This window comes from Rhodococcus koreensis, assembly GCF_017068375.1.
GTDB classification, from domain to species: Bacteria; Actinomycetota; Actinomycetes; order Mycobacteriales; family Mycobacteriaceae; genus Rhodococcus_F; species Rhodococcus_F koreensis.
The window spans coordinates 5,011,350-5,032,553 of the sequence record NZ_CP070609.1; the positions used below are offsets into that span (position 1 = coordinate 5,011,350).

The window sequence follows — 21,204 nt, forward strand, 5'->3', positions numbered from 1 at the left end:
GCGCTGCATACTCAGCACTGTACTCCGGGCACCATCGTTCGCGTGCCGGGGTTCGAAGTCCGAGTGAGGAGAGAGCGGTGGGCCGCAGCGCGACGGTGGTATCACCGCTGGTGGCCGCCACTTTTGCGATGCTGCTGGTGTCGTGTTCCGGCGTCGTCGCGGGGGCGCCGAGCGTCGCCCGGACAGGCGAGCCGATCTACGGCCTGCCGGTCAGCGAGCACACCCGCGCGGAGTTGGCCGTCGCCGCCGCGGCCCGCGACCTCGCCCCGTGCGGTCTGCTCGACCGAGATCTGATCGCCTCGTTCGGGCAGGTCACCGCGTACGGGCCCGTCGGCGACCTGTCGACCTGCCACGCCGAACTGGTGCCTGCCCGCGGCACCCCCGCCAACCCCGTCTGGGTCGAGGTGACGGTGGGTGAACGCGAACCCACGGAGCGCACCGGTGCGGGGGAGGCGACGTCGGGAATCGAGGTGCGTCCCGCGGCCGGCGCACTCCCGGGCACGTGCACCCTCTACTTCTCGCTGCCGCCGGTCCCGGGCGCGGCAGACGCGCCGGGGCGCTGGGGGCACGTGTCGTACCTCGACGGGGCAGGCGGGACGGGCGACTCCGCGGCGGGCGACGACTGCGCGGAGGCGCACACGGTACTCGCATCGGTCGTGGGCAGGCTGGGGTCCTCGGTGTCTTGGCCGTCGGATATTCCTCTCGCGCAACAGGATCCGTGCCGGGTGGTCGAGCAGCTGCCCGGACGGGGCGTCGAGACGTTCACCCCCGGCAGCCGCCCCTACGAATGTCTCCTGACACTCCGCGGCGGCGCCGAGGCGTCCGTGCAGCTGGCGCTGTCGCCGGAACCGTCGCAGGCCGGCGGACCCGAAACGGTCGAACTCGACGACAAGCCGTTCACCTACTTCCGGGACGCGATCGAATGCCACTACTACTTCTATCCGGGGGAAGTGTTCGACACGAACGTGCCGTCGAGCCCGATGAGCGAACGGGACAAAATCGGCAACCGGCTGACGGCGTCCGTCGCGGCGTCCGCACCTAGCTGCGACGACGCGGAAACGCTGGTGCTCGCCGCGACCGAAGTGTTCGACTACTGAGATGAACACACAGGTCGATGTCGCCCGGGCCTATCTGGACGCGTTGCTCAGCCACGACGGCAACTCGGTGCCCATCGAACCCCGGGCCGTGCGGTACGAGATGGGGCTGAAGACGGCATTCTCCGGAAATCACCTGCGCCGAAGCCTGTCCGGCGGCCCCCAGTACCGGGTGATCCGGTCGATCCGCGACTGCGTGTGGACGGTCGACGGCGACGACGTCACCGTCGACTACCTCCTGGACGCCGGACTCCTCGGCCGCACCCTCGCGACGGTCCGGGTGGTCGAGACGTTCCGGATCCCGCCACACGACCTGCGCATCCACCGCATCGACGCGAAGATCCGGCGACCCTGACCGGTCGCACCCTGAGCGGTTGTCGCGCTGGGACTTCCGGTACGTGAGTGGCAAAGTGTGCTCGCGCGCGCTTTGCCGCTCACGTACCCGTCAGGCGAGCGTCTCGTGCGCTGCGGGAACGGAACCCAGGCGACCGGCCTGGAAGTCCTCGAACGCCTGCAGTACCTCGGCCTTGGTGTTCATGACGAACGGTCCGGCCATCGCGACGGGCTCGCGGATCGGCTTGCCGCCGAGGAGGAACACCTCGAACGACTTGGTCCGCGAATCCTGTGTGTCGGCCGCGGCGATCGTCAGGGTGTCACCGCGTCCGAAGACGGCCGTCTGACCCATGCGGATCGGACGGCGCTCCGACCCGACGAGCCCCTCGCCCGCGAGGACGTAGGCGAGCGCGTTGAACTCGGGGTTCCACGGCAGCGTCAGGCTCGCACCCGGCGCGACCGTCGCGTGGACGAGGCTGATCGGCGTGTAGGTGGAACCGGGACCGTGGTGACCGTCCACGTCGCCGGCGATCACGCGAACGAGAGCGCCGCCGTCGGACGAGGACAGCAGGGCCACCTTCGCGCCGGTGATGTCCTGGTAGCGGGGTGCGGCCATCTTGTTGTCGCGCGGCAGGTTCACCCACAGTTGGACGCCGTGGAACAGGCCACCGCTCGTCACCAGATGCTCGGGCGGGGTCTCGATGTGCAGGATGCCGCCACCCGCGGTCATCCACTGGGTGTCGCCGCCACCGATGGTTCCGCCGCCGCCGTTGGAATCCTGGTGCTCCATGATGCCGTCGATCATGTAGGTGACGGTCTCGAAGCCGCGGTGCGGATGCCACGGGGTGCCCTTGGGTTCACCGGGTGCGTAGTCGACCTCGCCCATCTGGTCCATGTGGATGAACGGGTCGAGGGCCGGTAGGTCGATGCCGGCGAACGCGCGGCGCACCGGGAACCCTTCGCCCTCGTACCCGACGGGTGCGGTGGTGAGCGAACGGACCGGGCGGTCGACGGCGCCGGGAGCAGGCGCGTCGATACGCGGCAGGGCAAGGATGTTGTCGACCGTCACGGCTGGCATGGGGTGTCTCCTCGTACTCAGGTAATTGATTATTCAACTACTGCATGGTGTGTAACACCCGCTGCGTCCAGGTATTCCCACAGGGCGGCTCCGCCGCCCGTGCGTGGCCGGCGAGCGCAGAGACTCGTTAACCACGCACGGGCGCGGAGCGCCTAGTTGAGGACGTTCTCGTGGTCCGGGCAGTACCGCGTGATCGCGCCGATGATGTACGGGTAGACGCCGTCGTTGGTGAGCATCGGCGTCCACTCCTCACGCACCTGGTCGAGCGGTTTGCCCGCGTCGAGGGCGGTGCAGATCTCGCCGGCCTGATGGACCGCCAGGTCGTCGTCGGTGACGGTCTGGTTGTTCGCGCGCAGGTAGGCCAGATAGTCGGCGGCCGTCTGCGGGTCGTCGGCGACCGCGAACACTCGGCTGCCGGGCGCGGTGGCGGCCGTCGTCCGCGCCGCCACGGACGCCGAGGCGGACGTGGTCTCGGATGCTGCGGTGTCGGTGTCGCCACCACCGCAGGCGGTGAGGAGTGCCGCGGAGCAGACGGTGAGGGCGGTCAGAGCAAGGGTGCGGCGCATGGGGCGTGTGATTCCTTTCGAGGCCTGTGACGGCGACGATCGTATCGCCTGCGGTGCCGGTGTTCCCGGCGGCGATCACCCACGCTGTTCCCGGTCAGAGACCGCGATCGATCAGGTCCAGGATCTCCTCACTCGTTGCGGCATGAATCTTGTCGACCGCGGCGGCATGTGCGTCGTCGGACGTTCCGACCTCGGCGAGGAGGCTTCCGAGGCGTTGCGCGATGGCCGACCGCGCCTCGGCGTCGTCGCCGAGTTCGGCGATGGTGGCGCGAAGCCGGTCGACGTCGGCGAGCGCCACCGACATCGGATCCGGAACGAGTTCCGAGCGCAGGAACTCGGCGACGGCCCGCGGACTCGGGTGGTCGAACACCATGGTCGGCGGCAACCGCAGCCCTGTGGCGGCGCCGAGATGGTTGCGGAGCGCGACGGCCGCGAGTGAATCGAAGCCGAGTTCCTTGAACGCCTGGTCGGGGTCCACGGAGTCGGACGCGTCGTAGCCGAGCACGGTGGCGGCCCCGCCCCGCACGAGGTCGAGCATCAGGTGCCGCTGTTCGGGGATCGACAGGTCGGCGAGTCGCTGCGACCAGTCCGACGGCCCCGACCCGTTCGGCCCGGTCACGACCGAGTCCGATCCCGCGGCGTGGGGGCGCGACTCCCGGATCAGGCCCCGCAGCGGTGGGGGAACGTACGGTGCGGCCGAACCGGAGTGGTCGAACCGCGCGGCCGCGACGGTGGGGGCACCGGCGGCCAGCGCGCTGTCGAACAGCGCCAGGCCGTCGGCTGCGGGCATGGGAACCATCCCGCTGAGGCGGGCGCGGGCGAGGTCGATGGCACCGAGGTTGTCGGTCATGGCGCTGGGTGTCGCCCACATGCCCCACGCGATCGAGAGTCCGGGCAGCCCGAGGGCGTGCCGGTGGTGGGCGAGGGCGTCGAGGAACATGTTCGCGGCCGCATAGTTCGCCTGCCCGGGAGCGCCGAGGACGCCGGCGAGTGAGGAGAACACGACGAACGCCCGCAGGTCGCTGTCCGTGGTCAACCGGTGCAGGTGCCAGGCCGCATCGACCTTCGGCCGCAGGACCGTGTCGAGTCGCTCGGGAGTCAGCGACGCCAGGGTGCCGTCGTCGATCACTCCTGCCGCGTGGATCACCGCCGTCAGTGGATGCTCGGACGGTATTCCCGCCAGCAACCCGGCGACCGCCGACTCGTCCGCGGTGTCGCAGGCGACGATGCTCACCTCGGCGCCCAGATCGCCCAGTTCGCGGCGCAACCGGTCGCTGCCCTCGGCGCCGGGCCCGCGCCTGCTGGTCAGCACCAGGTGTCGTACCCCGTGCTCGGTCACCAGGTGGTGGGCGACCAGAGACCCGACCGTGCCGGTGCCGCCGGTGACCAGCACCGTGCCGCCGGGATCGAACGGGGTCGGTTCGTCGACGGCGGGCATGCGCCGCAACCGCGGTGCACAGAGGGTGCCGTTCCGGGCCGCCACCTGCGGTTCCCCGCTCGCCAGTGCCGACGTGATCGCGGCCTCGGCGTCCGACGCGTCGTCGAGGTCGATCAGCACGAACCGGTCCGGGTTCTCGTTCTGGGCGGAGCCCACCAGGCCCCACACCGCCGCGGCCGCGAGGTCGGGGCGAGCGTCGTGGTCCTGCCCGTCGTCGGTGACCATGGCGTTGCGGGTCACGATCACGAGCGGGTTGTCGGCGAACGTCTCGTCGTCCTGCCACTCCTGCAGCAGTCGCAGCACCCGCGTGCACAGTTCGTGGGTCGCGTCCGGACCGTGGTCGCCGTCGGTCGCGCACCCGACCAGCACCGTCCACGGACGCCGGTCGTCTTCGTCCGGCCCGGACTCCATCGCCGTCCGCAACGCCTCCAGGTCGGGACACCCCGGGAACGTCGAACCGGTGCCCGGGTCGCCGAACCCGTCGGCGCCGAGGACGACCACCGGTCCGCGAGGCTCGGACGGCGCGACCTCCACCCGGATCCAGGCGGTCCGGTGCAGTCGCAGCGACGCCGGACGACCCCCGTCGTCCGCCCGCTGCACCACGCGCAGCGCATCGACGGTCAGCACCGGTTCACCGGCGGGGTCGACGGCGGCGACGCGGTGCCTCCCGTCGTCGCCGGGCGTGAACCGGGCGGTCACCGCGTCGGCACCGACGGTGTGCAGACGGATTCCCGACCACGTCTGGGGCCAGCCGTCCCACCCGAGGAGGGGTTCGATCGCGGCCTGCAGCAGCACCGGGTGGATGCCGAACCCACTCGTGTCGACGCCGTCCCCGAGCCGCACCTCGGTCTCGGTGTCGCCCGGATCCTGTTGCGGCACTTGGGCCGACGAGCCGGCGACGTCGTCGATTGTCGCCGACGCGTTCCGAACCCAGCTGTCCGGGCTGTCGGGGTCACCCGACTTCGACGAGACGGTGACGCTGCGGGCCCCGGTGGTGCCCGGCGGCGACACGAGCACCCGGATCGAGGCCAGCCCCGACGTCGGGAGGACGAGCGGGTGGTGCAGGGTGAGTTCGTCGATGTGGTCGAGACCGACGTGGTGGGCCGCGTGCAGGGCGAGCTCGACCGGCACCGCGGGCAGCACCGTCTTCGCCTCGCCGTGGTCGGGTACCGGGGTGTCGCCGTCGTCGACCGACGGTGACACGAGCCAGGGATCCCGGTGCAGCGACAGCTGTCCCGTGAACAGGGTCGCATCGTCGTCGAGGGTCACCGCGGCACCGAGCAGCGGATGATCGGACGGGGTCAGCCCCAGTTCGGTCGGATCGCCGGTGTTCCGGACGGCCGCCGTCGGCCAGTAGGAGCGGCGCTGGAATGCGTACGTGGGCAGGGCCACGCGGCGGCGGCCGGGCAGCACCCGATCCCAGTCGACGGTTGCGCCCTGCACGTAGGCGGCGGCGACCGCCTCGATGATCCCGTGCGCCTCGTTCTCGCGCCCGGGCAGTGTGGCGATCGTGTTCGGGACGACCTCGGCGGCGAGTGCCGCCAGGGTCGCGCCGGGACCGACCTCGACGAGGCGGGTGACGCCGAGTTCGTCGAGGGCGCGAATGCCGTCGTGGAACCGCACCGTGTGCCGGATGTGCCGGGTCCAGTACTCCGGGGACACGAGTTCCTCGGCGGCGGCGACGCGTCCGGTGACGTTGGAGACGACCGGGATCTTCGGCGGCTGCGCCGTCAGCTTGGACAGCACGGCGGTGAACTGGTCGAGAATGGGATCCATCAGGGTCGAGTGGAAGGCCCGTTCGACCCGCAGGCTCGTGGTCTTCAGTCCGGCGGCGGACAGTTCGGCGGCGACGGCGTGCACGTCGCGTTCGCCGCCGGCGAGGACGACGGATTCGGCGCCGTTGACGGCCGCGAGATCGACGCGGCCGTCGATCCGCGGCAGGATGTCCTCCTCGCGTGCCCGGACGGCGATCATCAGACCCGGTTTGGTGGACTGCATCAACCGTCCCCGGTCACCGACCAGGGCAGCCGCATCGGGCAGGCTGAAGACGCCCGCGACGTGGGCCGCGGTGATCTCGCCGATCGAATGGCCGATCAGGTAGTCGGGGGTGATGCCCCACTCCCGCAGCAGCCGATACAGCGCGACCTCGATCGCGAACAGGGCCGGCTGGGTGTATTCGGTGCTGTCGAGCTTCGCGCCGTCGTCCTCGTCCCAGATCACCTGCCGTACCGGGGTTTCCACATGCTCGTCGAGGACGGAGCAGACCTCGTCCAGTGCCGTCGCGAACACCGGGTAGGCGTCGTAGAGGCCGCGGCCCATGCCGATGCGCTGCGCGCCCTGGCCGGTGAACATGAACGCCGTCTTGCCGCGGGCGCTCGTCCCGGTGACGACGTTGCCGCCGGGACGCTCCGTGACGATGCGGGCGAGGCCGTCGCGCAGGTCGTCCAGCGTTTGCCCGATCACCGCGGCGCGGTGCGTGAAACCGGATCGGGTGGTGGCCAGCGAGTAGGCGAGGTCGGCCGGGTCCGGGAGTTCGGTCTCGCTCGTGTCGAGGAATTCCGCCAACCGGGTGGCCTGCGCGCGCAGTGCGTCGCCGGTCTTCCCGGAGAGCACCCACACCAGTGGCGACGCCGACGGCGGCGAGGCCTCCGGCACCACGTCCTCGGGTGGCTGTTCGAGGATCATGTGCGAATTGGTGCCGCTGATCCCGAAGGACGACACGGCCGCCCGCCGGGGCCGCCCGGTTTCCGGCCACGCAACCGATTCGCCGAGCAGCGACACCTCGCCCGCGGTCCAGTCGACGTGCCGGGTGGGGACGTCGCCGTGCAGGCTCGGGGGCAGCACCCCGTGCCGCATCGCCATCACCATCTTGATCACGCCGGCGACGCCCGCCGCCGCCTGGGAATGGCCGATGTTCGACTTGACGGAACCGAGCCAGAGCGGCCTGCCCTCCCGGCCCTGCCCGTACGCGGCGAGCAGCGCCTGCGCCTCGATCGGGTCGCCGAGCGTCGTGCCGGTGCCGTGCGCCTCCACGGCGTCGATGTCGGTGGGGCCGAGCGCGGCGTCGGCCAGAGCCTGGCGGATGACGCGTTCCTGGGACGGCCCGTTCGGGGCGGTCAACCCGTTGGACGCCCCGTCCTGGTTGACCGCGGATCCGCGGACGATCGCCAGCACCCGGTGCCCGTTGCGCCGGGCGTCGCTGAGCCGTTCCAGCACCACCATTCCCGCGCCCTCGCTGAGCCCGGTGCCGTCGGCCCGGTCGGAGAACGGCTTGCAGCGTCCGTCCGAGGCGAGCCCGCGCTGGCGGCTGAACTCGACCAGCACACCGGGTGTGGCCATCACCGTCGCCCCGCCGGCCAGCGCCAGCGTGCATTCACCGTCGCGCAGCGCCCGCGCCGCGAGATGCATGGCCACCAGCGACGACGAGCACGCCGTGTCCACCGTGATCGCGGGACCGGTGAAGCCGAGCGTGTAGGAGATCCGGCCGGACGCGACGCTGTTGCTGGTCCCCGTCATCAGATAGCCCTCGGCGTCGACGTTGCGCTGCGCCATCAGGTGGAAGCCGTAGTCGCCGCCCATCAGCCCGACGAACACACCGGTGTCGGTGAGTCCGGGCGCGGTCGGCTGGATCCCGGCCTGTTCCAGGGCTTCCCACGCGCTTTCGAGGAGCAGTCGGTGCTGCGGATCCATCGCGATCGCCTCGCGCGGGCTGATGCCGAAGAACGCGGCGTCGAATTCGTCTGCGTCGTAGAGGAACCCGCCCTCCTTCATGTACGTGGTGCCAGGTCGGTTCGGGTCGGGGTCGTACACCTCGTCGAGATTCCAGCCCCGGTTGTGGGGATACGCGCCCACCGCGTTGTGGCCGTCGCGGACGAGTCGCCACAAGTCCTCCGGGCTGTACACCTTGCCCGGGTAGCGGCACGCCATCCCGACGATCACGATCGGGTCGTCGTCCCGCCGGGCCCGTGTCGGGCCTGCCGGCTGCGGAGCCGCCTCGTCCCCGAGCAGGCGGGACACCAGTTCCTGGGTGAGCGCGTCCGCGGTGGGATGGTCGAACACCACCGTCGCGGCCAGACGCACACCGGTGGCGGTCGCCAGCTGATTGCGCAGTTGCACCGCGGTCAGCGAGTCGAAACCGAGTTGCTTGAAGGCACGTTCCGGGTCGATCGCCTCCTTGCCTTCGTGACCCAGCACGGCCGCCACGTGGGTGGTGACGATGTCGAGCACCCGGCTGTGCCGCTCTCCGGGGTCCAGTGCCCGCAACTCCTCGGCCAGGCCGGTCGGGGAATCGGCGGCAGCGGCGCGGCGACGACGGACCCCGAGCACCCGGCGCAGGATCGGCGGCAGCGACTCGCCCTCGGATTGGGAGGCGCGCGTCGACAGCCGGACCGGCACGATCAACGGACGATTCACGGCGAGTGCGGCGTCGAACAGTGCCAGCCCTGCCTCCGGGCTGATGGTGTCGATGCCGTTGCGCTGCAACCTGTCCAGATCGGCCGCATTCAGATGGGACGTCATCCCGCTGGGCCGGTCCCACAGCCCCCAGGCCATGGACGTCGCGGGCAGCCCGCGGGCACGGCGGTGCTGTGCGAGTGCGTCGAGGAAGACGTTCGCCGCCGCATAGTTCGCCTGTCCCGCGCCGCCGAGCACGCCCGCCGCCGAGGAGAACAACACGAACGCCGACAGGTCGCGGTCCCGCGTGAGGTCGTGCAGATGCCAGGCGCCGTCCACCTTGGGGCGCAGAACCGCGTGCAACTGCTCCGCGCTCAGGGTGGCGGCGGTGGCGTCCTCGAGCACGCCGGCGGCGTGGATCACGCCGGACAGGTCGGGAATGCCGGCGAGCAGCGCGGCCACCGCGTCGCGGTCGGCCACGTCGCACGAGACAGCGTCGACTTCCGTTCCCGACTCGGCGAACTCGGCCCGCAGTTCGTCTTCGGCCTCGGCGTCGAGCGCGCGCCGGCCGGTCAGCACCAGCCGCCGCACCCCGTGCTGCGCGACGAGGTGCCGGGCGATCAGCCTGCCGATGGTGCCGGTGCCGCCCGTGATCAGGACGGTGCCGTCCGGGCCGAACGTGGCGGGGCCCGCGTCGGGCGCGGCCGTCGCGGGGGTCACCGCCGCGAGCATCGGCGCCAGCAGCACCCCGTCCCGGACCGCGAGCTGAGGTTCGTTGCAGGCCAGGGCCATGGACAGCAGCGCGGGATCGGAGAGTTCACCGGCCGCCGCGTCCAGGTCGACCAGGGTGATGCGGTCCGGGTGCTCGTTCTGCACCGCGCCGATCAGCCCCCACGCGGGCGCGGCGGACACGTCGTCGACCGGGTCGTCGTCCCGGACCGCCACCGCGAGCCGCGTCGTGACCAGCAGGCGGGTCTCGGCCAGGCGATCGTCGCCGAGCCAGGACCGGACCGCCTGCAGCGTCGACTCCGCGGCGGCGTGCGACCGGGCCGGCACGTCCGCCTCGTCGCCCGGTGCGCGGTCGAGCCACAGCACGCGACCTTCCGGATCACCGCCCGCCAGCGCCTCGTCGAGTGGCATCAGATTCGCCGGAGACGTGCTGGACGCACCCACCGGCATCCACTCCACCCGGTACAGGCTGTCGCGGACCCGGGCGGCGGGCACACCCGCCTCGCCGAGCGGCCGCAGCGCCAGCGACTCGGCGGTCAACACCGGTCTGCCTGCCGCGTCGTACGCGGAGACCCGGTACCGCTCGGGCCCGGTCGTGGTGACGTGCACGCGCAGGGCGGAGGCGCCCACGGCGTGCAGTTGCACCTTGTCCCAGGCGAACGGCAGCCGGATGCCGGTGTCCGCGGCTCCGAGCGCAATCAGGTGCAGCGCCGCATCGAGTACCGCCGGATGGATCCCGTACCCCGCGACCGCGGCGGCCGGGTCCTCTCCGCTCAGCCGCACCTCGCCGTACAGGTCGTCGCCCCGGCGCCACGCCGCCTTCAGGCCCCGGAAGGCCGGGCCGTACTCGTAGCCGGCGTCGTCGAGCACGTCGTACAGGCCCCGCACGTCGATCGGCGTGACCTCCGCGGGTGGCCACTGCTGTTCGAGGGAGTCGGCGGTGTCCGCGGCGACCGTGAGCGTGCCGGTGGCATGCCGGGTCCATGGCGTGTCCGGCGCGGCATCCGCGGGCCGGGAGTGCACCGACACCGTGGATCGGCCCGCCTCGCCGTCGGCGAGCACGCTCACCTGCAATGCCACCTCGCCCTCCGCGGGAATCACCAGGGGTGCCTCGATGGCGAGTTCCTCGAGCCGGCCGCACCCGACGCGGTTCCCCGCGTGCAGGGCGAGTTCCACGAAAGCCGTGCCCGGCAGGATGACCGTGCCGTCGATGCCGTGGTCGCTCAGCCAGGGAAGGCGTTGGGGCGACAGCAGTCCCGTGAACACGGCGCCCCGGCCGTCGCCGAGTTCGACCGACGCGGCGAGCATCGGGTGTCCGCCCGGCTCCATGCCCGTGGACGCGAAATCGCCCTGCGGAACCGGGCTCTCCAGCCAGTAGCGGCGATGCTGGAAGGCGTACGTGGGGAGGTCCACCCACTGCTGCCGGTTGTCGTGCCGGGCCCAGCTCACCCGGTCCCACTCGACGTGCAGTCCGTGGACCTGCGCCTCGGCGAGCGCGGCGGTGAACTGCCGCAGCCCCGCGCGGTCGCGGCGGATGGTGCCGATGGCGCGGCCGGCGACGCCCGCCGAGTCGAGGGTTTCCTGCAACGCCACTGTGAGGACGGGGTGGCTGCACGACTCGACGAACAACCGGTACCCGTCCGCGGCCAGTGATCTCGTCGCCTGCTCGAACCGGACGGTCCGGCGCAGATTGCGGTACCAGTAGTCGGCGTCCAGCGCGGTGCCGTCCAGCACGCCACCGGTCACCGACGAGTAGAACGGAATCCGCGACCGGCGGGGGGTGATCGACGCGAGGACGTCGAGAATCGGCTCACGCAGTACGGACACGTCCGCGCAGTGCGAGGCGTATTCCACCGCGATCCGCCTGGCCTGGACGCCGTCGCTCTGCAACTGTGCGATCAGCAGGTCGAGGGCGTCGACGGGGCCGGAGATCACCGTCGCGGACGGACCGTTGATCGCCGCGACCTCGACGGCCCCGGCCCAGGGCTGAATCTTCTCCCGCACGAGGTCCGCGGGCAGCGTCACCGACGCCATCCCGCCGCCCCGCCGGGCCGACGCGCCGATCACCCGGCTGCGGGCCGCCACGACGAGCGCCGCGTCGGAAAGACTCAGCGCCCCCGAGACGTACGCGGCCGCGATCTCGCCCTGCGAATGCCCGACCACCGCCGCCGGTTCGACGCCGTGGGAACGCCACAGCCCGGCGAGCCCGACCATCATCGCGAACAGCGCCGGTTGCACCACGTCGACCCGGTCGAGCGCGGCAGGATCGCGGTCGCGCAGCACGTCCAGCAGCGAGAAGTTCGTGTACGGAGCCAGCGCTTCGGCGCACTCCCGCACGGTGTCGGCGAACACCGGTGACGTGTCCAGCAGTTCGGTGGCCATGCCCACCCACTGCGAACCCTGGCCGGGGAAGACGAACACCGGCCGGTCGCCGGCCTCCAGCGCCACACCGGTGACCACGTCGGCGCTGGGCGCGCCGCGGCTGAGCGCGTCGAGACCGTTCAGCAGGGCGTGGGGCTGTGCGCCGATCACGGCGGCGCGATGGTCGAACGTGGCCCGGGAACCCAGCAGGGCGCCTGCCACCGCGGCGGGCGTCAGGTCGGGGTGGCCGCTGACGTACTCGCGGAGCCGCTCGGCCTGCGCGCGCAGTGCGGGCTCGGTGTGTCCCGACACGAACCAGGCGACGACTTCGTCAGGTGGACGGGGTGGTTCGCCGAGTGAAGGCTCGACCGGCGGCGCCTCTTCCAGCACGACGTGGGCGTTGGTGCCGCTGATGCCGAACGACGAGACCGCGGCCCGGCGGGGACGGTCGGATTCGGGCCACTCCCGGTTCTCGGTGAGCAGCGACACCGCACCGGCGGACCAGTCGACGTGCGGGGTCGGCCGGTCCACGTGCAGAGTCTTCGGCAGGACACCGTGCCGCATCGCCATGATCATCTTGATCACCCCGGCGACGCCCGCGGCCGCCTGGGTGTGCCCGAGATTCGACTTCACCGAGCCGAGCCACAACGGACGGTCGGCGGGGCGCTCGCGGCCGTAAGCGGCCAGGAGGGCGGACGCCTCGATCGGGTCACCCAGTTTCGTGCCCGTGCCGTGCGCCTCGACCACGTCGACGTCGCCGGGTCCGAGCCCCGCATTCGCCAGCGCCTGCGCGATCACCCGCTCCTGAGCCTGCCGGTTCGGCGCGGTCAGGCCGTTGCTGGCGCCGTCCTGGTTCACCGCGCTGCCCCGGATGACGGCCAGGATCCGGCGGCCCTTGCGCTCCGCGTCGGACAGTCGCTCCAGCGCGACCATCCCCGCGCCCTCGCCCCACGCCGTGCCGTCCGCCGCGGCGGAGAACGCCTTGCACCGCCCGTCGCGGGCCAGCCCGCGCTGACGGCTGAACTCCACGAACACCGCGGGGGTCGCCATGACGGTCGCTCCGCCCGCCAGCGCCAGTTCGCACTCACCGCTGCGCAGCGCCTGCATGGCGAGGTGGATGGACACCAACGACGACGAGCACGCGGTGTCGACCGTGATCGCGGGTCCGTTGAGGCCGAAGCTGTACGCCACCCGGCCGGACGCGACGCTCATCGCGTTGCCGGTGATGAAGTAACCCTCCAGATCCTCGGGCGGCATGCCGCCCGCCCGCGCCGCGTAGTCGATGCCGGACAGCCCGGTGAAGACGCCGACCTGCCTGCCGTGCACCGACCGCGGGTCGATGCCGGCATGCTCGAACGTCTCCCAGCTCGTCTCGAGGAGAAGCCGCTGCTGCGGATCCATCGCCAGCGCCTCGCGCGGCGAGATGCCGAAGACCTCGGGGTCGAACCCGGCGGGGTCGTCGAGGAAACTGCCCTGCACCGTGTACGTCTTACCGGCCTGCTCGGCCTTCGGGTCGTAGAGATCCGCCAGGCCCCAGCCGCGGTCCTCGGGGAACCCGGCGACGGTGTCCGAACCCGACTCGACCAGCCGCCACAGGTCCCGCGGCGATCGCACACCGCCGGGGAACCTGCAGCCCATGCCGATGACGGCGATCGGTTCGCGGCTCACGCCCTCGACCTCACGGAGCTTCTCCCGCGCCTGATAGAGGTCCGCGGTGACGCGCTTCAGATAGTCGAGAAGCTTCGCCTGATCGGCCATACGAGGTCCTATCCGAGATCCGCCATACGTAGCGCGGAAACCTCGATTGTATCCGCCGTCACGATGCGGATGGAGCGGTCCGAGCTTCGCGCCGACGACCGATCCACCTGGTCAGCTCGGCACGCCAAGGGGATACCCACCGTCGCTCCGGTGTATGCCGATTCCGGCTGTTCGGCTTCCCGGCGACCACCGCTGTCGGTAGTGTTGCGACTCCGAGCAGGATCCGTATCGAGGAGGTGAGTCCCGTGTCCGTTCGTTCAGGTCGGGTGCTCTCACTTCGCGACCGCGCGGTCGTACCGACATAAGGTGACCGGGAGAGCGCCCATCGGCATTCCGAAAGGCTCTCCCATGCCAGTGTCTCTCTCCCCGTCCCTCGAGTTCGTCCTCGTCACGAGGCTGCGCGCCGCCGGTTGTGTGTTCGCCGAGGACGAGGCGCGCCTGATCGTCGCCGCCGCCCGGACGTCGGACGAACTCGCCTCGATGCTGGACCGCCGCGTCGCAGGCGTCCCGCTCGAACACGTCCTCGGCTGGGCCGAATTCTGCGGGCTCCGGATCGAGGTCGATCCGCGGGTGTTCGTGCCGCGGCGTCGCACCGCGTTCCTCGTCGAGCAGGCCGCCGCCCTCGCGTGCCCGCACGCGGTCGTGGTCGACCTGTGCTGCGGTTCGGGGGCGGTGGGCGCCGCGCTCGCCGACACCCTCGACGGCGTCGAGTTGTACGCGGTCGACATCGACCCTGCCGCGGTCCGGTGCGCGCGACGCAACCTCGCCGAACCGGCCCGGGTGTTCGAGGGCGACCTGTACGCACCGTTGCCGACCGCGCTGAGGGGACGCATCGACGTCCTGGTGGCCAACGCCCCCTACGTGCCCACCGACGCGATCAGGTTGATGCCGCCGGAAGCGCGGTTCCACGAGCCGCGGGTCTCACTGGACGGCGGCGCCGACGGACTCGACATCCAGCGGCGCGTCACCGCCGGGGCGCGCGACTGGCTCGCGCCGGGCGGCCATCTGCTGATCGAGACCAGCGAGAGTCAGGCCCCGCTTACCGCCGAGGCGTTCGCGGCGGCCGGGCTCACCACCCGGATCGAGACGTCCGGCGAGGTGGGCGCCACCGTCGTCGTCGGCGCCAATCCCAGGTGAGCGACCACCCCCAGGTGAGCGACCCCCCCAGGTGAGTGGCAAAGCGTCCCGGGGCACACTTTGTCACTCACGTGGGGAGTCACACGTGAGATGCACCTCATCGACTGCTTCGAGTGACGCGACCGCTCGTAGGGTGGGTGGTCGTGTCGGTAGGTGCGCAGGATCAGGGAACCGGATCGCGGGATCACGGTGTGCCGATCCCTGCGCCGGCCCCGGCACGGTCGCTGCTTCTCGGGGTGCCCAAGCTGGGTCGACGCTGGCCGGGCGTGGTCCGCGCCGGCGTGGCCGTGGGCCTGCCCGCGCTGGCGGGGGTCGCGCTCGGACATTCGGCTGTCGCGGCGACCGCCACCCTGGGTGCGTTCGCCGTCGTCTACGGCGAGGGCCGGGCGTACCGGGTGCGGTGGCGGGTGGTGTCGATCGCCGCCGCTGTGATGGTGCTCCTGGCCGGCGTCGGCGCCGCGGTCGGCGCATTCGTGCACGACGCGACGGCGGCGGGCGGGTCCGCGTTGTGGGGGATGGCGCTCGTCCTCGCGATGACCGTGGTCGTCGCCGTCTGCGCGTTCGTCGTCGACGGACTGCGACTCGGCGCGCCGGGCGCCTTCCTTCCGCTGCTCACCGTGGAGATCTCGTCCGCGCTGCCTGCGCTCGGTGTCTCCGTGGCGGAGGTGACGGCCTGGGCGGCGGCCGGGGCGGTGTCGGCGTTGATCGTGTCGATGTCGGGGCTGATCGTTCGGCCACGCACCCCCGAGCGTGCCGCGGTCGCGACTGCGGTCGCCGCAGTCGACACCGCACTCTCCGACGGGTCCTCGCCCGGTTCCCGGCGGGACGCGGTGCGGTCGCTGCACGCCGCCTGGCAATGCCTCCACGACGCCGCCCTCGTCGGCGGTGATCACCCGCTGACCCGCACGTTGCGCGCGGCGCACCTGCGCTGTGCGGCGACGGTGGACGGTGTCGACGCGGACCACGCGTCGGATGTCGACGACCTGCGGCCGCAGGTCCCGCTTCCGCGGCCGTCGATCCGCTATCGGCTCGGCCGGGCTTCGCATCTGCGGGGCCGGTCCTGGACGATCGTCGCGCGACTGCTGGTCGCGTGCCCCGCGGCCGGTCTCCTCGCGCTGGGGTTCGGTGTCGGCAGGCCCGACTGGGCGGTGATCACCGCGGCGATGATCCTGCACCAGGGACCGGACCGGGTGCTGGGGACGTACCGCGGGCTGCACCGGTTCTTCGGAACGGTGCTCGGACTGGTGGTGCTCGCCGTGCTGTCGTCGCTCGACCTGTCGGCGGCGGTGCTGGTCCTCGTGGTGGCGGGTCTGATGGCGGGGATCGAGGCGTTCCTCGTCCGCAATTACGGCCTGGCGATGGTGTTCATCACCCCGCTCGCCCTGGTGCTCGGTAGCCGCGGCACGCACGTGGACCTGATGACCGTGTCCCGCGACAGGCTCGTCGAGACCGTGCTCGGTGTCGCGGTGGCGCTGGTGGTGTTGTGGACCGTGCTCCCTGGTTCGTACCGGCGGATCCTGAGCGACGCGGACGAGCAGGTGGCCGCGACGATCGGGCGGCTCGGCGACGCCCGGGAACCGGGTGCCGTCGCCGAACTCTGCCGGGACCTCGAGTTCGATCTGCACGCATCGACGACCGCCGCGATCACCGCCGCCCACACCGACCCGGCGTGGACCCGCGACCGGTGGCGCGAGCACCACCATCTGCACGAGCTCGGGTACCGAATCCTCACCCGGCACTTCGGACCTCGTCTTTAGCCGGTCGTCGCCGGATTCCCGCTGTTAGGGTTCGGTGATGGGTCCTGTGACGGGAATCGGAACAGTATTTCGGGCCTCGTTGGCCGCGGCTCTCTGCGTCGGGGTGCTGGCCGCGTGCTCGTCGGACGAGGAACCGCAGGGCGATTCGGCGGCCACGTGCGCGGATGTTCCCAACGGCACCCCGGTCTCCAAGGCGCCGCCACCGCCCGGCCCGGCGCCGACCACCCAGAACCTTGCGACCAACCCCGAGATCGCCACCGTGTACCGCTCCGGGATGACGCCCGTGACCACCGCGTCGTATGCGGTCTCCACCGCCAATCCGGTGTCGACGCAGGCTGCGTGCGAGGTGCTGCGGGACGGCGGGACGGCCGCCGACGCGCTGATCGTGGCGCAGACCGTTCTCGGTCTCGTCGAACCGCAGTCCTCCGGAATCGGCGGCGGCGCGTTCCTGCTCTATTACGACGCCGGGCAGAACAGTGTCGAGGCGTACGACGGGCGCGAGGTCGCGCCGATGGCCGCGACGGAGAACTACCTCCGCTGGATCAGCGACACCGACCGCACCGAGCCCAAGCCCGACGCCCGCGCGAGCGGACGGTCCATCGGGGTGCCCGGCGTCCTGCGGATGCTCGAGATGGCGCACCGCGACCACGGGCGGGACGCGTGGCGGGAACTGTTCGACCCGGCCATCTCCCTCGCCGACCAGGGGCTGGAGATCAGCCCGCGGATGGCCGGGCAGATCGCCGCGTCCGCGCCCGACCTGGCCGTCGACGAGCCGTCGAAGGCGTACTTCCTGAACCCCGACGGCAGCCCGAAGCCGGCCGGGACGAAGCTGACGAACCCGGCCATGGCCAAGACGCTCGGAGCGATCGCCGCGGGCGGCGCCGACGCCTTCTACACAGGGGCGATCGCCCAGGGCATCGTCGACGCGACGGCGACCGCGTCGGGCGGCCGCACACCCGGCCAGATGACCCTCGACGACCTCGCCAACTACCAGGCGAAGAAGCGGACACCGCTGTGCACGCCGTACCGCGACCACGAGATCTGCGGCATGCCGAACCCGTCGTCCGGCGGCACCGCGGTCGCGGCGACGCTCGGCATCCTGGAGAACTTCGACCTGTCGCAGTACGGGCCGACGAACCTCGACGACAACGGCGGAAAGCCGACGGCGGAGGCCGTGCACCTCATCTCCGAGGCCGAGCGCCTGGCGTACGCCGACCGGGACAAGTACGTCGCGGACTCCGATTTCGTTCCGCTGCCCGGCAATTCCCTCGACACACTGCTGAACGAGGACTACCTGAAGCAGCGGGCCGGCCTCATCGACCCGGGCAAGAGCATGGGCACCGCGCAACCCGGCAACTTCGGGCCCGTTCCGCTCGGTGTGCAGCCGCAGGACAAGGAACACGGCACCAGCCACATCTCGATCGCCGACCAATACGGCAACGTCGCATCGATGACGACGACGGTGGAATCGGCGTTCGGCTCGTTCCACATGACGGACGGCTTCGTGCTCAACAATCAGCTCACCGACTTCTCGGCCCAGCCGGTCGGCCCCGACGGGGCGCCCCTCGCCAACCGCGTCGAACCGGGTAAGCGGCCGCGGAGTTCGATGGCACCGACACTCGTCTTCGACCGCGGCAGCGACGGCTCACGCGGCGACGTCCAGTTCGCGACCGGGTCGCCGGGCGGTTCGGTGATCATCCAGTTCGTCGTGAAAACGCTCGTGGGAATGCTGGATTGGGGCCTGAACCCGCAGCAGGCCGTGTCGGCGGTCGACTTCGGGGCGGCCAACACCCCGGTCACCGGCGTCGGCGGAGAGCATCCGAACATCGACGCGGTCGACGACGGCGCCGCCGACCCGTTGATCGTGCAACTGCGGGCGATGGGTCACCAGGTGTCGGTCGCACCGCAGTCCAGCGGGCTCAGTGCGCTGCAGCGTCAGGACTCGGGGTGGGTCGGCGGCGCGGACCCGCGGCGGGAGGGCGCGGTGATGGGTGACGGCACCGGCTGAACCGCGAATGCGGTGTGAAGAAGAGGGGATAGTCCATCCGATGGTTCAGACCCCGACCGGCGGGGAACCCATCGACCATGGCGAACAACGATGTGAACGATCCCCCGGACGGCACCTGGGCGTTCTTCGACCATACCGAGGGTGCCACAGGGAAATAGAGGCACATCGTGCTCGTCAGCGACCCACGGAAAGTGGGGGTCGAAGAGGAATTCCATCTCATCGATCGCAAGACCCGGCGCCTGACCACCCGCGCGCCGGAGTTGCTGGCACGACTTCCCGACGACGTGTACGTCGACGAACTCCAGCAGTGCGTCGTCGAGGTGAACAGCGGTGTGTACGCCGACCTCGGCGGCCTGCGCAGTGATCTGGAGCGGCACCGGACGGTGCTGATCGACGCGGCCGAGGGGCTCGGGATCGGAGTGGCGGCCGCGGGTTCGATGCCGCTGGCGCTGCCCGCGGAGATGCACGTGACGGGGACGCAGCGCTACCGTCGGATGCTCGCGGACTACCAGGTGCTCGCCCGTGAGCAGCTGATCTGCGGCACCCAGGTTCACGTCGACCTGCCCGACCGTGACGAGGCCGTGCAGGTCGCGCACCGTGTCGCCCCGCACATGCCCGTCCTCCTGGCGCTCAGCGCAAGTTCCCCGTTCCGGTCGGACGGTGCGGACACCGGCTATGCGAGCGCGCGGACGCTTCTGTGGTTGCGCTGGCCCAGCACCGGTCCGGCCGCGCCCGTCGCCTCGGCCGTCGAGTACGGCGCCCTGATCGACGACCTGGTCGCCAGCGGGGTGATCAGCGACCCGGGCATGGCGTATTTCGACGTCCGGCCGTCGGTGAAGCTTCCGACCCTGGAGTTGCGGGTGTGCGACAGCTGCCCCCGGCTGGACACGGTCGTGCTCGTCGCCGCCCTCTTCCGGGCGCTCGTCGAACGCGAGGTGGAGGGTCTGCGCGCAGGGACGAAGGGCGTCGAGGTGGTCCCGACCCTGACGCGGGCGGCGTTGTGGCGGGCGGCGCGGTCGGGGTTGGAGGGGGAGTTGGTCGACGTGCGGTTTCCGCAGGCGCGTCCCGCGTCCGACCTCGTCGGCGACTTCGTGAACTCGCTGCGACCGCAGCTCGAGCAGACAGGCGACTGGGACACCGTGCTGGAGTTGTCCGCCGAGGCGTCCGCCCACGGGAGTTCCGCGGCCCGGCAACGTCACGCGCTCGCTCGCCGAGGCCGGCTCACCGACGTCGTCGACCTGCTGCTCGCAGAGACGGCGGGCCGCACCGAACACCTCCCGGAGGTGGAGGTCCCGCCCGCGCCGCCCCGGACGGACCCGACCTCGATCGGTGGTCGCCGGACCCGGCGGTACTGGAGCGCCAGGCTGTGGGATCGCGCCGACACCGCCGACATGACGTGGACGGAGTCGACGGAGCTCGACGAGAAGAAGCTGATCGAGTGGCGCCGGGATCTGCACGCGCATCCGGAGCTGTCGTTCGAGGAACGCCGGACCACCGGAATCGTGCGCAACCACCTCATGGGTCTCGGACTCGAACCCGTCGTGTTGCCCGGCGGCACCGGCCTGTGGTGCGACCTCGGCCCGGAGACGGGCGACTGCGTCGCACTGCGCGCCGACCTCGATGCACTCCCGGTCGCCGAGGCGACGGGTCTCCCGTTCGAGTCGACGGTCCCCGGGGTGTCGCACGCGTGCGGTCACGACGCCCACACCACGATGCTGATGGGGGCGGCGTCGGTCCTCGTGAAGTACCCGCCGCGGACCCGAGTCCGGCTCATCTTCCAGCCCGCCGAGGAGACGACACCCGGCGGCTCCGTCGACACGATCGCCGCGGGCGCACTCGACGGGGTGTCGAAGATCTTCGCGCTGCACTGCGACCCGCACCTCGAAGTCGGCAAGCTGGCCACCCGGACCGGGCCGATCACCTCGTCCAACGACTCCGTCACCGTGCGGTTGTGGTCGTCGGGCGGGCACACCGCCCGGCCGCACCTGACCGGCGATCTGATCCACGCCGCCGCCGTCCTGGTGACGGGACTCGCGTCCGTGCTCGACCGCCGCATCGACGCCCGCACCGCGACCGTCCTCACGTGGGGCAAGGTGGCCGCGGGGCAGGCCGCGAACTCCGTGCCCGAGTCGGGTGAACTGGTCGGCACCCTGCGCAGTGCGTCCCGCGAGACGTGGGCCTTGCTCGAACCGCTGGTCACGGACGCGATCTGCCACCTGCTCGCACCGTACAACGTGCGGTACGAGCTCTCCTACCGGCAAGGTGTCCCGCCCGTCGTCAACGATCCCGACTGCACCGCCGACCTGCGTGAGGCGATCGAATCGGTCGTCGGCTTCGACCACCTGGGCGAGGCCCATCAGTCCAGCGGCGGCGAGGACTTCGCCTGGTACCTCGAGAAGGTCCCGGGCGCGATGGCCAGGCTCGGCGTGTGGGACGGCACCGGCACACCCCAGGAGCTGCACCAGCCGGGTTTCAACCTCGACGAACGCGCCATGGTGCACGGGGTCCGGACGCTGGTCGCGCTCACCCGGCTCGAAGACGAGTCGGAGTGAA

Annotated in this window: 9 protein-coding genes; 6 read left to right on the plus strand and 3 right to left on the minus strand. The window is 71.4% G+C overall.

Annotated elements, in window-relative coordinates:
* Window positions 1-77 precede the first annotated feature (77 nt).
* Both JWS14_RS23010 and JWS14_RS23015 read left to right on the plus strand, forming a co-directional pair.
* Entirely contained in the window at window positions 78-1,097 is a 1,020-nt protein-coding gene (locus JWS14_RS23010) for a hypothetical protein (RefSeq protein ID WP_206014448.1), read from the plus strand.
* A gap of 1 nt (window position 1,098) precedes the next feature.
* Entirely contained in the window at window positions 1,099-1,449 is a 351-nt protein-coding gene (locus tag JWS14_RS23015; RefSeq protein WP_072938185.1) for a DUF8021 domain-containing protein, read from the plus strand.
* 90 nt (window positions 1,450-1,539) lie between these two features.
* Here JWS14_RS23015 and JWS14_RS23020 read toward each other — a convergent pair whose 3' ends face one another.
* The 3 genes from JWS14_RS23020 to JWS14_RS23030 all read right to left on the minus strand — a co-directional run bounded on the left by JWS14_RS23020 (window position 1,540) and on the right by JWS14_RS23030 (window position 13,749).
* Window positions 1,540-2,505: a pirin family protein gene (locus JWS14_RS23020; RefSeq protein ID WP_072938182.1), complete on the minus strand. Its 966-nt coding sequence runs from the start codon at window positions 2,503-2,505 to the stop codon at window positions 1,540-1,542.
* A gap of 152 nt (window positions 2,506-2,657) precedes the next feature.
* Window positions 2,658-3,071: a DUF732 domain-containing protein gene (locus JWS14_RS23025; RefSeq protein ID WP_072938179.1), complete on the minus strand. Its 414-nt coding sequence runs from the start codon at window positions 3,069-3,071 to the stop codon at window positions 2,658-2,660.
* Between the two features lie 94 nt (window positions 3,072-3,165).
* Entirely contained in the window at window positions 3,166-13,749 is a 10,584-nt protein-coding gene (locus tag JWS14_RS23030; RefSeq protein ID WP_206014449.1) for a type I polyketide synthase, read from the minus strand.
* A gap of 348 nt (window positions 13,750-14,097) precedes the next feature.
* Here JWS14_RS23030 and JWS14_RS23035 point away from each other — a divergent pair, with 348 nt between their 5' ends.
* From JWS14_RS23035 to JWS14_RS23050, 4 genes are all read left to right on the plus strand, one after another.
* Window positions 14,098-14,886 (plus strand): putative protein N(5)-glutamine methyltransferase, encoded by a 789-nt coding sequence (locus JWS14_RS23035; RefSeq protein WP_072938174.1) that lies wholly within the window; start codon window positions 14,098-14,100, stop codon window positions 14,884-14,886.
* A gap of 191 nt (window positions 14,887-15,077) precedes the next feature.
* Window positions 15,078-16,643, plus strand: a complete 1,566-nt coding sequence (locus JWS14_RS23040) for an FUSC family protein (RefSeq protein ID WP_241031445.1) — start codon at window positions 15,078-15,080, stop codon at window positions 16,641-16,643.
* Between the two features lie 37 nt (window positions 16,644-16,680).
* A complete protein-coding gene (ggt, locus tag JWS14_RS23045; protein WP_206014450.1) occupies window positions 16,681-18,651 on the plus strand; it encodes a gamma-glutamyltransferase in 1,971 nt (656 codons plus the stop codon).
* A gap of 167 nt (window positions 18,652-18,818) precedes the next feature.
* Window positions 18,819-21,203 carry a glutamate--cysteine ligase gene (locus JWS14_RS23050; protein ID WP_206014451.1) on the plus strand — a complete coding sequence of 795 codons (2,385 nt, stop codon included), beginning with the start codon at window positions 18,819-18,821 and terminating at the stop codon, window positions 21,201-21,203.
* Window position 21,204 lies beyond the last annotated feature (1 nt).

What these genes read in the sequence shown, in the direction of transcription:
- JWS14_RS23015 (WP_072938185.1), top strand. Translation starts at nt 1,099, where the DNA reads ATGAACACACAGGTCGATGTCGCCCGGGCCTATCTGGACGCGTTGCTC.
- JWS14_RS23020 (WP_072938182.1), bottom strand. Translation starts at nt 2,505, where the DNA reads ATGCCAGCCGTGACGGTCGACAACATCCTTGCCCTGCCGCGTATCGAC.
- JWS14_RS23025 (WP_072938179.1), bottom strand. Translation starts at nt 3,071, where the DNA reads ATGCGCCGCACCCTTGCTCTGACCGCCCTCACCGTCTGCTCCGCGGCA.
- JWS14_RS23030 (WP_206014449.1), bottom strand. Translation starts at nt 13,749, where the DNA reads ATGGCCGATCAGGCGAAGCTTCTCGACTATCTGAAGCGCGTCACCGCG.
- JWS14_RS23035 (WP_072938174.1), top strand. Translation starts at nt 14,098, where the DNA reads ATGCCAGTGTCTCTCTCCCCGTCCCTCGAGTTCGTCCTCGTCACGAGG.
- ggt (WP_206014450.1), top strand. Translation starts at nt 16,681, where the DNA reads ATGGGTCCTGTGACGGGAATCGGAACAGTATTTCGGGCCTCGTTGGCC.